Origin of the sequence: Rhodococcus sp. WS3 (assembly GCF_003797085.1) — a bacterium.
Classification (GTDB): domain Bacteria; phylum Actinomycetota; class Actinomycetes; order Mycobacteriales; family Mycobacteriaceae; genus Rhodococcus_F; species Rhodococcus_F globerula.
Genome location: NZ_RKMA01000001.1, coordinates 1,904,086 through 1,918,241, shown reverse-complemented (window position 1 = coordinate 1,918,241; position 14,156 = coordinate 1,904,086). Strand labels below are relative to the sequence as shown.

11 protein-coding genes are annotated in these 14,156 nt (G+C 62.6%); 5 read left to right on the top strand and 6 right to left on the bottom strand.

Going from position 1 to position 14,156, the window contains the following annotated elements; genetic code table 11:
- Positions 1–16: 16 nt before the first annotated feature.
- The gene (locus tag EEB13_RS08550) at positions 17–880 is read right to left on the bottom strand and encodes a MaoC/PaaZ C-terminal domain-containing protein (RefSeq protein WP_187328518.1); all 864 of its coding nucleotides are present in this window, start codon (positions 878–880) and stop codon (positions 17–19) included.
- Positions 880–2,226 (bottom strand): 3-oxoacyl-ACP reductase, encoded by a 1,347-nt coding sequence (locus tag EEB13_RS08545; RefSeq protein ID WP_033231697.1) that lies wholly within the window; start codon positions 2,224–2,226, stop codon positions 880–882. The genes EEB13_RS08550 and EEB13_RS08545 overlap by 1 nt, the downstream gene beginning before the upstream one ends.
- A gap of 131 nt (positions 2,227–2,357) precedes the next feature.
- On the opposite strand from EEB13_RS08545, the gene EEB13_RS08540 reads away from it, so the two are divergent.
- Positions 2,358–3,701, top strand: a complete 1,344-nt coding sequence (locus tag EEB13_RS08540; RefSeq protein ID WP_033231696.1) for an acetyl-CoA C-acetyltransferase — start codon at positions 2,358–2,360, stop codon at positions 3,699–3,701.
- Between the two features lie 284 nt (positions 3,702–3,985).
- On the top strand, positions 3,986–6,043 hold the full coding sequence (locus tag EEB13_RS08535) for a VanW family protein (RefSeq protein ID WP_410055747.1): 2,058 nt from the start codon (positions 3,986–3,988) through the stop codon (positions 6,041–6,043).
- Positions 6,044–6,050: 7 nt separating this feature from the next.
- On the opposite strand, the gene EEB13_RS08530 is transcribed toward EEB13_RS08535, so the two are convergent.
- Positions 6,051–7,034, bottom strand: coding sequence for an LLM class F420-dependent oxidoreductase (locus EEB13_RS08530; protein ID WP_033231695.1), 984 nt, complete (start codon positions 7,032–7,034; stop codon positions 6,051–6,053).
- Between the two features lie 78 nt (positions 7,035–7,112).
- Between EEB13_RS08530 and EEB13_RS08525 the strand changes: the two genes are divergently transcribed.
- The 3 genes from EEB13_RS08525 to EEB13_RS31980 are packed head-to-tail and all read left to right on the top strand — an operon-like array spanning position 7,113 to position 11,505.
- On the top strand, positions 7,113–9,686 hold the full coding sequence (locus tag EEB13_RS08525) for an AMP-binding protein (protein ID WP_141485040.1): 2,574 nt from the start codon (positions 7,113–7,115) through the stop codon (positions 9,684–9,686).
- On the top strand, positions 9,683–10,615 hold the full coding sequence (locus EEB13_RS31985; protein ID WP_045064603.1) for a glycosyltransferase: 933 nt from the start codon (positions 9,683–9,685) through the stop codon (positions 10,613–10,615). Before EEB13_RS08525 ends, EEB13_RS31985 begins: the two co-directional genes overlap by 4 nt.
- Positions 10,612–11,505, top strand: coding sequence for a glycosyltransferase (locus EEB13_RS31980; protein ID WP_261984476.1), 894 nt, complete (start codon positions 10,612–10,614; stop codon positions 11,503–11,505). The genes EEB13_RS31985 and EEB13_RS31980 overlap by 4 nt, the downstream gene beginning before the upstream one ends.
- A gap of 1 nt (position 11,506) precedes the next feature.
- Here EEB13_RS31980 and EEB13_RS08515 read toward each other — a convergent pair whose 3' ends face one another.
- The 3 genes from EEB13_RS08515 to EEB13_RS08505 are packed head-to-tail and all read right to left on the bottom strand — an operon-like array spanning position 11,507 to position 14,152.
- Positions 11,507–12,382, bottom strand: coding sequence for an ABC transporter permease (locus tag EEB13_RS08515; protein ID WP_141485039.1), 876 nt, complete (start codon positions 12,380–12,382; stop codon positions 11,507–11,509).
- Positions 12,379–13,194: an ABC transporter permease gene (locus tag EEB13_RS08510; protein WP_373557455.1), complete on the bottom strand. Its 816-nt coding sequence runs from the start codon at positions 13,192–13,194 to the stop codon at positions 12,379–12,381. The genes EEB13_RS08515 and EEB13_RS08510 overlap by 4 nt, the downstream gene beginning before the upstream one ends.
- Positions 13,187–14,152, bottom strand: coding sequence for a daunorubicin resistance protein DrrA family ABC transporter ATP-binding protein (locus tag EEB13_RS08505; protein WP_045064598.1), 966 nt, complete (start codon positions 14,150–14,152; stop codon positions 13,187–13,189). Before EEB13_RS08505 ends, EEB13_RS08510 begins: the two co-directional genes overlap by 8 nt.
- Positions 14,153–14,156 lie beyond the last annotated feature (4 nt).

Here is a 14,156-nt window from a genome sequence, read left to right as displayed (position 1 = left end):
CGGGTGAAAACCAGGCTCAGCGCAGCGTCGCTGTGACGTGCGGGTAGCCCTTCTTCGGGTGCAGTAGCGCCAGATCCCAACCTTCGCCGACGCGATCGGCGTACGCGTTCAGGGTTGCAGGCAGCAGAATCGGCTTACCGAATCGCACACTGTACGTGACCGTGTCGGCCACATCGCCTTCGACGGTCCGCAGCAGTGCCGCGGCGCTCCACATTCCGTGAGCGATGGTTTTCGGGAATCCGAAAGCCTTGGCGCCCAGGGACGAGACGTGGATGGGGTTGCGGTCCCCGGAAATGGATGCGTACTTGCTGATCGTGGTCTGGTCGACGCGGATGGTGGTCATCGGCATCGGCGGAACCTCGTCGGCCTTCGGTTCCGGTCGGGCTTCGCCGGACAGTGAGGTCTTCTGCTGGTTGAGGAACGACGACGTCTGACGCCACACCAGTTCCCGCCCCACCCGGATTTCGGTGATCACGTCGATCAGCAGACCCTTGCGATGCTCGCGCAGGTTCTCGGCGTGCACCGAGAGATCAAGCGGTTCGCTCACGGAGATGGGGCGCAGTGATTCGATGACGTTCCCGGCGTGCACGGAACCGACTGCGGGGAAGGGGAATTCCTTCGACACCATCAGTTTCATCACCGTCGGGAATGCCAAGGTGAATGGGTAGGTGATCGGCAGTGAATCGCCGAATCTCAGACCCGTGACTCGGCAGTACGCGGCCAGATTGTCGGTGTCGACCTTCAGCCCGGTGAGGGTGATTCTCTGCTGCGGCACCGAGCGCGAGTCCGACTTGTTCCACGGCATCAACCCGAGCACTGCGCGGGAGTAGATGTCGAGGGTTTTGGGTTGCTCGGTGAGTGCGACGGTCTTGGCTGCCATCATGCTCCCAGGAGGCTCTGGCCGCACACGCGAACAACCTGTCCCGTAACGGCATTGGATGCCGGGCTGGCGAAGTAGGCGACCGTCTCGGCGACGTCGACGGTTTCGCCGCCTTGCAGCAGGGAGCTCATGCGGCGGCCGGCTTCGCGGGTCGCGAAGGGGATGGCTGCGGTCATGGCGGTTTCGATGAAGCCGGGTGCTACCGCGTTGATGGTGATGTTCTTCTGTGCCAGGACCGGAGCTTCGGCGTGGACGAGGCCGATGACGCCGGCCTTGGAGGTTCCGTAGTTGGTCTGGCCGCGGTTGCCGGCGATACCGGCGATGGAGGACACGTCGACGACGCGTCCGCCTTCCTTGAGTGCGCCCTTCGCGACAAGGTGCTCGGTGATCTTCTGCGGTGCAAGAAGATTGACGCCGATAACCATGTTCCAGCGGCCTTCGTCCATGTTGGCGAGGGTTTTGTCGCGGGTGATTCCGGCGTTGTGGACGATGATGTCGGCGCCGCCGTGACGCTCCAGCAGATGCGCCGCGAGGACCTCGGCTGCGTCGTCTGCCGTGACGTCGAGTGCGAGGGAGGTTCCGCCGACCTTGTTGGCGGTGGCCGAAAGTGCTTCTCCCGCAGCGGGGATGTCGGCGCAGATCACGTGCGCGCCGTCGCGGGCGAGGACCTCGGCGATGGTGGCGCCGATGCCGCGGGCCGCGCCGGTGACAACGGCTACCTTGCCGTCGAGCGGCTTGTCCCAGTTGGCCGGCGCAACGGAATCTTCATCTCCGACGACGATGACCTGGCCGTCGACAAATGCGGACTTGGCCGAAAGCAGAAAGCGCAGAGTCGATTCGACGCCCGAAAGGCCGGTGGATGCCTTGGGGGAGACGTAGACGAGCTGCGCGGTGGAGCCGCGCTTGATCTCCTTGCCGACGCTGCGGGTGAAGCCTTCGAGAGCTCGCTGCGCGACATGCTCGTCGACGCTCGACGTCTCTTCGGGCGTCGTGCCCAGTACAACAACGCGAGCGCATGATGCGAGATTGCGGATCACGGGCTGGAAGAACTCGAACAGCTGCTCGAGTTCGGTGACCTGTGTGATGCCGGTGGCGTCGAATACCAGCGCGCCGAAGGTGGTGTCGTGGGCCTGCGCGGCGGGGTAATCGGAGAGCAAGACGCGCAGAGGTTCTACGAGTCGGCCTTTACCGCCGATGAGGACCGGTCCGGCCAACGGCGGTTCCCCGGCTTTGTAGCGGCGCAGGTTCTCGGGCCTTGGCAGGCCTGCCTTCGACGCGATGAACGCGCCGGGGCCGGACGAGAGGAACTGTGAATAGAGGTCGGGAGCTCCCTTGCTGGCTGCCACGGTCCTACCTTCTGTCGTGTTTCGGTGTGCCTTGCGCCGTGTATCCGAATCGGATGTGGCGATAGACAAGTAACTTACTACTGAGTAAGAATAGTCTTCAACAGGTAATCGCACCATCCTTGGAGACGCAAGTGACCAGCAAAGCCCGTTCGAACGCACAATCCGCAGCCAAAACGACGCCGGCCGCAAAGCCTGCAGGTCAGCGCCGCCGCGTTGCCATCGTCGGTGGCAATCGCATTCCTTTCGCCCGTTCGGACAAGGCCTACGCGCAGGCGTCCAATCAGGACATGTTCACCGCCACGCTCGACGGACTGGTGAGCCGTTTCAACCTGCAGGGTGAGCAACTCGGCATGGTCGTCGGCGGCGCGGTCCTCAAGCACAGCCGTGATTTCAATCTCATCCGTGAGTCGGTTCTCGGGAGTGCGTTGAGCCCGTACACACCCGCGTACGACCTTCAGCAGGCCTGTGGCACCGGCCTGCAGTCGATCGTCGCAGTCGGCGACGCCATCTCGGCCGGGCGTATCGACTCAGGCATCGGCGGCGGTACCGACACCACGTCCGACGCCCCGATCGGCGTCAACGATCAGGCTCGTGAGTTCCTGCTGTCCCTCAACCGCGCGAAGTCGACGGGCGACCGCATCAAGCTTCTCGGCAACGTACGCGCCGGCATGCTCGGTCTCGAGATCCCGCGTAACGGCGAGCCGCGCACCGGAAAGTCGATGGGCGACCACGCTGCCATCACCGCCAAGGAATTCGGCGTAAAGCGCGAGGACCAGGACGAACTGGCCGCCGCCAGCCACAAGAACATGGCAGCCGCATACGACCGCGGATTCTTCGACGACCTCGTCACCCCGTTCCTTGGCCTGACCCGCGACGACAACCTCCGTCCCGGTTCGACCGTCGAGAAGCTGTCGACGCTCAAGCCCGTATTCGGCACCAAGCTCGGCGACGCCACCATGACGGCAGGCAACTCCACGCCGCTCACCGACGGCGCGTCTGCTGTGCTCCTCTCGACCGACGAGTGGGCAGCCGAGCGCAACCTCCCCGTCCTCGCGCATCTCGTCGACTCGGAGACAGCAGCCGTCGATTACGTCCACGGCAAGGACGGCCTGCTGATGGCGCCGACGTACGCGATCCCGCGACTGTTGGCCCGCAACGGTCTCACCTTGCAGGACTTCGACTACTACGAAATCCACGAGGCATTTGCCTCTGTTGTTCTCGCGACCCTGCAGGCTTTCGAGTCCGACGAGTACTGCAAGGAACGCCTGGGCCTCGACGGCGCATTGGGCTCGATCGATCGCAGCAAACTCAACGTCAACGGTTCGTCTTTGGCCGCCGGACACCCGTTTGCTGCGACTGGCGGACGCATTGTGGCGACTCTCGCAAAAATGCTTGCGGAGAAGGGTTCAGGGCGCGGTCTTATCTCGATTTGTGCAGCGGGCGGACAGGGCGTCACCGCAATCATCGAGCGGTAGTCCCGTGACTGGCAATTGCTGCGCTCACCTGCGGTAACAGCCGGTCTGGGGTGGTGAAGAAGGAGATCCGGTCGCGAGGGGTGACCGGATCTCCTTTTCTTTTTCGGACAAATTTCTGTGGCCTTGTAACGCTGACGGATAGCTACCGATATTCAAGACAGCCCCGTGCTGCTGCCTGACCCCCGACCTGGCAGCAACGCGGGGCTCTTGTATGTCCAGATACCCTGTTGAGTAGTGCTGGGTACGCGCCGCAGCCCCGGTCGATGCAGCGAGGAGTCAAACGAGTGAGTGACGCAGACGGTTCACCCCCGGAGAAAAACAACGGTGTGGACGGCTCCGACACTCCCGAGCGCTCCGCGTCGGATTCGGAAGGATCAGCGCCCGACCAAACAGCGTCGGATCAACCAGCTTCGGATCAAGCACCTCAGGATCAATCGGTTCCAGAGGAGCAAGCCCGGGGCGAGTCGGCTCCGGATGAATCGGCCAACGAGATCACGACCGTCATTCCGGTAGTTCCAGCTAACTCCGAGATTCCGACTGGCCCGGCTGTTCCGCCGACTGTTCCGACCGATACCGGAGTGCCGGCCAATGCGGCGGAGCCGACCCAACAGTTCGAACCGGTTCTTCCGGCAGTCGCGCCCGAGCCTGTGGCAGTTGATCAGTCGCCCGCGTCGAAGAAGTGGGTCAAGCCCGCTCTGATTGTCGGCGGGATTTTTGCGGTCGCAGTTCTTGCATACGGGGTGGACGTGTTCACGTCGTCCGGAAACACGCCTCGGGGAACTCAGGTTGCCGGGATCGACATCGGTAACCGCTCGCCGGCCGACGCGGAGACAGTCCTGCGCGCGGAGTTGGCTCCGAAGCTCGTCGAACCGGTCACGGTGAGGGCGGACGATGTGGAATCCACGATCATTCCCGCGTCGGCTGGTATCGATGTGGACTGGTCGGCGACGTTGGCGGGCGTGAATGAGCAACCGCTCAATCCGATCACCCGGATCACCTCGTTCTTCAGCTCGCGTGAGGTGCCGGTGGTGTCGACGGTAGATCAGGCGGCATTGGACGCGTCGATGACGGTTGTCGCGGCCACCAGTGATCGCGCGCCGGTCGAAGGTGCTGTTGTCATTTCCGGTGGTGAAGCGTCTGGTGTGTCGCCGGTGGTTGGCCGCGCCCTCGATCTGCCCGGTGCGGCAGCAACATTCAGTGACGAGTGGTCCTCGGGCGACGTTGTCGACCTGCCTGTGGAAGACACCCCCGTGACGGTGACGCAGGCCGGTGTCGATCGTGCGTTGCAGGACGTTGCGCAGCCCGCTGTGTCCGGTGAGGTTGTAGTCAACGGCCGCGACGGCAAGGAAGCAACCATCGGCGTCGACCAGATCGGTGAGATTCTGACGTTTGCTCCCGACGGTTCGGGCGGATTGGCGCCGCAGTACAACACAGAAGCTGCAGTGAAGATCTTGGCACCGCAATTGGTGTCGACGGAGGTTCAGCCCAAGGACGCGTCGATCACGTTGGCCGGCGGAACACCGACTGTGGTTCCGGGTGTGGTCGGCGACCTGATCAACTGGCCGGAAACCGTGAAGGAACTGCCGGTTCTGCTGACCAGCACGGGTTCTCGGGCAACTCCGGCGGTGTATGCGCCGGTTCCACCGGCACTCACCACCGAGGGAGCCGAGGCGCTCGGCATCAAGGAAGTGATCGGTGAGTTCACCACCGGCGGCTTCGAGTACGCGTCCGGTGTGAACATCGCGTTGGCGGCGTCGGTGCTCGACGGTGCGATAGTCAAACCGGGAGAAACGTTCTCGTTCAACGAGTACACCGGACCTCGGGGCGCTGCCCAGGGGTATGTGGAATCGGGAATCATCAACAACGGTCGACCGGACAAAGCCGTCGGCGGCGGCATCAGCCAGCTGGCGACGACGCTCTACAACGCAACGTACTTCGCGGGGATGGAAGACGTCGCGCACACCGAGCACAGTTATTACATCTCGCGGTACCCGGAGGCCCGTGAGGCCACGATCTTCGACGGCGCGATCGACCTGCAGTTCCGCAACCCGTCGAAGACCGGTGTGATGATCCAGACGATCACGACGTCATCGAATGTGACAGTGAAGATCTGGGGAACGAAGACCGTCGACGTGGAGTCGATCACCGGTCCGCGTACGTCTCCCACATCGCCTAATACCGTGGTCCTCCCCAAGGGCGACGGATGTATCGCGTCCAGTGGCGCGCCCGGCTTCACGGCGAGTGATACCCGCGTGATCACCGATCACGCCACCGGCGCGCAGGTTTCCTCGAATACTCGCACCGTGAAATACGATCCGGTTCCGATCGTGAAGTGCGAGTAGGAAACTACTACTTACCGACCAGCGGGCCGAGTGTCCGCCCGGCCAGGTCGACGATTCCTGGCTCGTTGCCGTTGGTGATGAGGTTGATGACAACGCCGTCGATCCCGTGGTCGAGGATGCGCGTCTGAACCTGTTCGGCGACGTCGTCGGGGTTGCCGACGAAGTGACGCTCGGTGGCCTTGGCGACCACGTCGTCCGGCGCCGTGGTGATGTCGAGCCCGCGCTCGGCAAGGAATGTTCGCTGATGCGCGCGAGCCTTGTCGCCGTCCTCGTCGATCATCATGAACGTGAGGAAGCTGGTTTCGAGTGTGGTGCGGTCGCGTCCTTCTTCATCGCATCGGGCCGCAATGGCGTCCATCTTGCGCGGCAGTTCGGACGGGTCGCAGATGATGTTGAGGTGGTCGGCGAAGCGCGCGGCGAGGGCAAACGTCTTTTTCTCGCCGCCGCCACCGAGCAGAATCGGCAGGTCGTCGCGGACGCGGGGTTCGTTGATGGCTTCCTTGACGTGGTACCAGGTGCCGTCGAAGGTGGGGCGTTTGCCGCGGAGCATCGGTTCGATGATCTGCAGAGCCTCGTCGAGTTTCTGGAACCGTTCGGTGAAGGTGCCGAACTCGTAGCCGAAAGAATCGTGTTCGAGTTCGAACCAACCCGCTCCGATACCGAGGATGGCGCGACCACCACTCACTACATCGAGTGTGGTGACGGTCTTGGCGAGCATCGGCGGGTTTCGGTACGTATTGCCGGTAACGAGGGCGGACAGCTGAATGGTGTCGGTGGCTGTCGCCAGCCCGGAGAGCGCTGAATACGCCTCGAGCATGGGCGCATCGGGGTCTCCGATGCCGGGCAGTTGGTAGAAGTGATCCATCACGAACGCGGTGTCGAAGCCGGCGGCTTCGGCTTCACGAGCTTGCGCGATGACGGTGGGGAAGAGGTCCTTGACCGGGCCACCGTAGCTGAAATTGGGCATTTGGTATCCGAGGCGAGTACTCACTCGTTCGACGCTACTCGCTGGGCCGCCGACATGAACTGCGAAAATGCTGTGAAAATTTCAGTAGGTTAGCCTTGCCTGGTGCATGCCGAGACGATGACTGCCAGATGGAACGCCGTCTGTGGCGATACCCCCGAGGCGGTTGCTGTGCGTACCCGTGATCGTGAGTTCACGTTTGCGCAGGCGCACGCGCTCTCGACAGCATGGGCACGCGCGTTGGTCGATTGTGAACCGGACACATCGCGTGCGATAGCGCTCGAGCCCGGCGCCGGCGCGGAATCTGTTGTCGCTGCGCTAGCGGTCATCGCTTCCGGACACCCGCTGATCATGCTCGATCCTCTACTGCCCGAGCAACGACGCACACATATCCTCTCGCTGACCGGCGCACTGCGCGTCGACGTGCCGATGCTGACCGAACTCCCGCAGGCTTCGCACGTCACACTGCCCGAGCCGAATGCGCAGGACACAGCGATTATCGTGTTCACGTCCGGTTCGACGGGGCAGCCGAAGGGCGTTCTGCACAGTCACGAGAATTGGATAAACCAGGCCTTCGAAGCGAAGGAAGCACTCGAGATCGGACCGGGTGATCGCGTCGGAATGCTGTTGCCGATGAGTTTCGGTGCCGGACTGGACGTGATCGTGATGTCGCTACTCAACGGCGCCGGCCTGTACTACTGGGATCCGCGCACCGAGTCGACAACCGGGCTGGCCGAGTGGTTGTCCGAGTGCGGCGTCAGCACCGCACATTGCACTCCGTCGTTCCTGAGATCCTGGCTACCGGAGCTCACCTCCGTAGACACTCCGGCGCTGTCCTCGCTACGCGTTCTGACAACGTGCGGCGAGTCGATTCACAGCTCTGACGTGTCAGCTCTGCGGCCACACTTACGACCGGATGCGTTGTATTGCAGCTGGTCTGGTTCTTCCGAGACCGGGCACCTCGCGTTCAATCCGTACCCGAGTGATCGAGAGCTTCCAGGCGGCGTGGTCCCGGTCGGCCGTCCTGCGGCCAACAAGGAGGTTCTGATTCTCGATGCGGATCAGAACCCCGTCGAGGTCGGGTGTATTGGCGAAATTTACGTTGTATCAAGGTATTTGGCTAACGGATACTACGGCGAAGACCAGTCTGGGGCGTCGAAATTTGCGGTGCAGGCCGACGGTTCGACGCGCTACCGGATGGGAGATCTCGGACGCTTCGACGAACACGGTGATCTGCATCTGTCCGGTCGCAGCGACGACGCGGTGAAGATCCGTGGCTACCTCGTCGAACCTGCCGAAGTGGAAGCGGCGTTGCGCTCCCTCGAATGGGTGTCCGACGCGGTCGTTGTCGCGGACAAGACTGTGCCACAACCGATTCTGATCGGCTATGTGGCAGTCGGCGGATCGGAGTGGACGCCGTCTGCCGCCGAGGTGCGCAGCGCGCTTGGGCAGCGAATCCCGGCGTGGATGGTGCCACGCGATATCGTTATTCTGGCGGCTTTGCCTCGCAACGAACGGGGAAAGGTGGATCGCGCCGGCCTACCTCCCGTGCCGATGCGCGGCGAACCGGTCCCATTGCGTGGCCCCACCGAGACGCTCCTCTCGTTCATCTGGCAACCGATTCTCGGTATCGAAGCGGTTGGACGAGACGAGGATTTCACGGCGCTCGGTGGTGATTCGCTTGCTGCGGCAAAGATGCTCGGCGAAGTGGCTGAACAGTTCTACATTCAGATCTCGTCGGCTGAGTTCTCGCAGGCGCCGACCATCGAGGGTTTGGCAAAACTGGTCGATTCCGCAGGCCGTCGCCGTTCGCCGGTTTCGGATTCCTCGTTGGTGCCGCTGCGAACCGACGGCAGCGAGCCGGCTCTCTTCCTCATTGCCGGTGGTGGAGCACCCGCTGCGGTCTTTGCTCATCTCGTGCGGGAAATGCGCAGTGGCGTACCGGTATACGGAATCCAATCTCACGGACTCGAGCACCGCGGTCGCGCGGATCGGACGATTGCTGCCGCTGCCGCCCGAGCCCTGCGTTCGATTCGGACGGTTCAACCACACGGTCCGTATCGGCTGGGGGGATACTCATTCGGTGGATTTGTCGCTCTCGAAATTGCGTCGTTACTCGAGCGCGCGGGCGAGCACGTCGAAATAGTGGTGCTGCTGGATGCGGTGCTCGACGGCGACGTGGCAGCGAAGGTGGGAGCACTCGGTAGCGCGCGCCTGCCGATCAGCAAGAGCGCGAAGTCTCGCACTGCGGCCGAACTGCCGCAGCGTGAGACACCGCAGGAGTACGTGCCGCAGAACGTGGTTGCTCGACTGTGGAGCAAGGTGTTGATGAATTCGTTGGTCGCGACTGCAGGCTTGTTCCGACTGCGAGCGTCGGCGCAATGGATCGTCTACTACGAGCTGAGCCGGCGCATGCTGGCGAAATACGAGCCGAGTCGGCACGTGGGCCGCGTTCAGGTGATCACCGCATCCGAACCGGGTGACATCGGGGACAGAGACGTGGCCGCCGAGTCGAAGCTATGGGCAGTCCTCGCGCCGGACGACCTGCACATCGAGAGTGTTCCCGGTGATCATCAGTCAATTCTGCGGCAGCCGTTTGTCATTCGCACGGCGGCAGTGGTGGACGCAGCTGTGTCCGGCCGGCAAGGCGCGAGCAATCTGGGGAACGAGAGGTCATGACAACAGCGGCTGTGGTCAGCAGTTTCAATCCGGCGGAAGGTTTGCTCGATACGTGCAGGGCTGTGCGTGAGCAAGTCGATGTTGTTGTCGTCGTGGACGACGGGTCCACAAAGGACGTGTCCGGTGTTCTCGGGCAGTGCCGCGCAGCGGGCTACGAAGTGATCGAGTTGGGCACCAATCGTGGGATTGCGCACGCCCTCAATCGTGGCATCGAGCGGGCTTTGGCCGGTGGCGCCGACCACGTGTTGACGCTGGATCAGGACACCGTTCTTTCGGACGGATATCTGCGTCGCATGTCCGAGCATCTCGAGTTGGCTCGGTCTCTCGGTCTGGATCGAACGATATTGGCTACCAGCACGATCAACGGCGAGGTGGCTCCGTTCTGGCATGCGGAACGGGGACTGACGCTGGCCTTCGAGCCCATCCAGTCCGGCATGCTGTTGCCCCGGGAAGTGCTCGAGCACGTCGGACTGTTCGAAGAAGAACTGTTCATCGATTGTGTCGAGACCGAGTTCTATTTGCGGGCGCGCGCCAAGGGCGTCCATTCCTTGATCACGCCGGGCACCGACATCGAGCACGGCTTCGGGTCGCCGACCACCTGGGTTCCACCACGACCACTGCGCTTGGTGCTCGGTTCGGGACGTGGCGGGTTTACGTTCACGGAGGATGCGCCGTTCCGGCACTACTACATCGCGCGAAACCGCGCGATCATGTACGCGCGGTACTGGCGAACGGAACCGCTGTGGTGCATGGTTTCTGTGGCCAAGGACGTTCTCAGCCGTGGACGGGCAATGCTGTTCGGTACCGAGAGAATGGCCCGTACGTATCTGACTGTGCGCGGATTCTGGGGCGCCGCTCGCGGTGAACGAGGAAAGGTCCCCGGCGCTGTGTTGCGCCGTGCGGCAGTTCTGTCGAGATCTCGCTCGTGAGTGCACCGAAGAAACCCGAGTCGGTGGCCGTGATCATTCCGGTCCGCAACGGACGCGCGATGATCGACGTTCAACTCGATGCGTTGGCGGCACAGGATTACTCGGGTTCCTTCGAGGTGATCGTTGCCGACAACGGTTCCACCGACGGGCTTGCCGAGTATCTCACCGGGCATCCGAGAACCGAGGAGTTGGCACTGCGGCGGGTTGATGCCTCGGATCGCCCTGGCGCCGCGCACGCCCGCAATGTCGGCGCGCGTAGCACCTCTGCACAGTTTCTGGCGTTCTGCGACGGCGACGACCGGGTGCATTCGAACTGGCTGTCGGAGTTGGTCAGGGTAGCGGCCGAACATGACGCAGTAACCGGCACTGCCGAGATCGAGTCCATCAACAGCGAATGGGTGCAGTCCTGGCGGCAGATGCCGGATCGTCACGAGGGTTATTCGTTGTACCGATTCCTGCCGGTTGGCCTCAGCGGAAGCTTCGGGATCTGGCGAGAAGCCTTCGAAGAGGTCGGCGGCTGGGATGAAACCTTCACCAGAGGCGGCGAAGACAGCGACATGTGCCTGCGGATCCAGTTGGCGGGCATGTCCTTCGGTCATTCCCCCGACGCGCAGATTGCCTATCGGCAGCGCGACACGTTGGCCGGGATCTGGCAGCAATCGGTGATGTGCGGTGAGGGCGATGTTCGGTTGTACGCCGAGTACCGCGGTTACGGGATGCCCAGGCGCAGTCAGCTCGCGCTGGCAGACACCGTTGCCTATCTGATCCTGCGTAACCCGCTACTGCCACAGTTCATCTCGCGGGTACCCACCGGCCGTTGGCTCTTCCATGCCGGGAATCTGTGGGGGCGGATTGTCGGAAGTGTGCGCCACCGCGTGTACTACCTCTGAACTACTTGCGGGACGCTTTGCGGTAACCGATGACGGCAGGACGCAGAAACACCGCGAGAATACCGACGGACCACGCACAGGTCAGGAACATCGGGCGGGCGATCTCGCCGTTCAGCGCGAGGCCACGGATGGCATCGACTGCGCAGCTGAGTGGTTGGTACTCCACGACGGGCTGGAGCCACGTCGGGTAGGCGTCCACCGGAACGAATCCCGAGTTGAAGAACATCAGCAGATTGGTCGTGATCGCGATCCATTCGGTGATGGTCGACTTGTTCGTCAGCAGCGTAATCGCGGTGACCATGATCGAGAACGAGATACCGAAGAGCACCGCGACGCCCAGCATTCCGAGCAGACCGGGTATCCCGGTCTCGATTCGGAAGCCGATGAACGTTCCGACGACGAAGATCAGCACCGTAGTGACGAGGATCCGCACGACCTCGGCGCACAGACGCCCGAGCAGTGCCGACGACCGATGTACCGGCATCGTCCAGAACTTGTGGAGCATTCCGCCTGCCAGCTCGCGGCGCAGGCCGATTCCGCTGACGGAGGCGCCGGCCATGGCTCCCACCAACGCAACCATCGGGACCATTCCGTACGAGCTGCTCACTCCGGTTCGTTCGGAGATCGATTCGCCCAGTACGAGTCGGAACATCAACACCATGAGCGCGGGATACAACAGCGACTGCGCCAAGGTGACCGGATCGCGTGACCACTTGATCAGGATTCGCTTGCACTGTTGTCCGCTCTGGACCGACAACGCTCGCAGTGAGGTCTCGTGATGGGCTTGATCGCGCGGGCGAAAACCGAAGGGCGTCGCCGCGGTGTTCGACGGCGGTGCCGGTGGGATGGAAGCTTCCGTCGCTGTGGAATCGGTCATGATCGACGTGCCCCTGCCCATAGTGCCAACGGAACGAATACGGCAGCCAACCCCGCTGCCCACAGCAACGCGGGCGCCAGAGTCGGCCAGGTGAGTGTTCCGGTTGCCATGTCACGCATGGCAGCAGAGAAGTGCGAGATCGGCTGGTTGCGAGCGAATGGTCGGGCCCATTCGGGAAAACCGGATTCGGGAACAAAGCCGGTGGACAGCATTCCGAGGATCATCTGTGGCAGAACCAACGCCTGCCCGGATGCCTCCGGACTTTTCGAGAGCAATCCGATGGCGTCGGCTCCGAGCGAGAGAACGAGGCTGAACACCAAGGCAAACGCGCAGAAGTACAGGATATTTGCGCTTGGACCGACAAATCGGAAGCCGAGTACGTAGCCGTAGACGATCGAGGCGAACAGCGAGACTGCCGAGCGCACCAGAGCGACGCTCATTCGTGCCGCCAGGGGGGTAAGAGGTCCGACCGGCATGGTCTGCAGTCGCTTACTCATACCTCGAACTGAGTCCATCGCCGAGCGTTGTGCCGCTGAGAGCGCGGTGAACGTCATTGCCTGCAGAACAATGATCGGCATGAGGAACTGGGCGTAGTCGAGACCGCGGTCCTCCATCACGATCCGCAGGGGCAGGTAGAAACCCAGTGCGAACACCAAAGGCGCGACGACAGCCGAGACGAATTCGCCTTCCGCCACCATCGATCGCAGTGATCGCTCGGTCAGGGTGAGCCATTGGGGGAGAAACGCCGGCCGGATGGGGGTGCGGGCGACGAATTCGGTTTCGGGAACTCGCAGTTCGGATCGGTCAACCACGGCTGCTGTTTTCGTGATCGGTGAGCGTCATGAACACATCGTCGAGTGACGGCTTTCGCAATCCGATGTCGGCGAGTCGTATACCGGCGTGGCGAGTGCGAGCGATGACTTCGGCCATCAGGTCGACTCCGGACTCGGCAGGAATGGACAGCGTGCCGGCAGCCGTCGACGGATCGAACTCGTAAGACGGGGGAAGTAGATCTCCCAGCAGTTCGATGATGGCGGGTATCGCGCCCGGATCGACCGGCACGATTTCGCAATAGCGATCACCGATCTCGGCTTTGAGGCTGTCCGAGGTGCCTTCGGCGATGACGCGTCCCTTGTCGATCACGATGATGTTGTCGCTGAGAACGTCGGCTTCTTCGAGATATTGGGTGGTGAGGAGAGTGGTGATCCCAAGATCTTTGAGTGAGCCGATGAGCGACCACAAACCTTGTCGGCTGCGCGGATCGAGGCCTGTGGTGGGCTCGTCGAGAAAGACCACCAAGGGTTCTACGACAAGTCCGCAGGCGATGTCGAGTCGTCGGCGCATGCCACCCGAGTAGCCGTCGACCGTGCGCACGCCGGCTTCGGTCAGCTCGAATCGCTCGAGTAGATCGTCCGCACGTAGTTTTGCGGTGCGGCGACCGAGCCCCATCATCCTGCCGAAGAACATCAGGTTCTCGCGGCCGGTGAGAGTGGGGTCGATGGCTGCGTATTGGCCGGTCATCATGATCAACCCGCGCACCTGAGCGGCATCTGCCACGACGTCGAAGCCGGCGACAGTGGCGCGTCCGGAATCCGGGGTGAGCAGTGTGGACAGGACGTCGACGGTTGTGGTCTTGCCTGCGCCGTTGGGGCCCAGTATCCCGAGGATGCTGCCTCGTTCGACTTCGAAGGAGATTCCACGGAGTGCTTCGACGTCGCCGAATGACTTGGTGATGCCCTCGACGACGACGGCTTTGGGCTCTTCGGGCATTTGC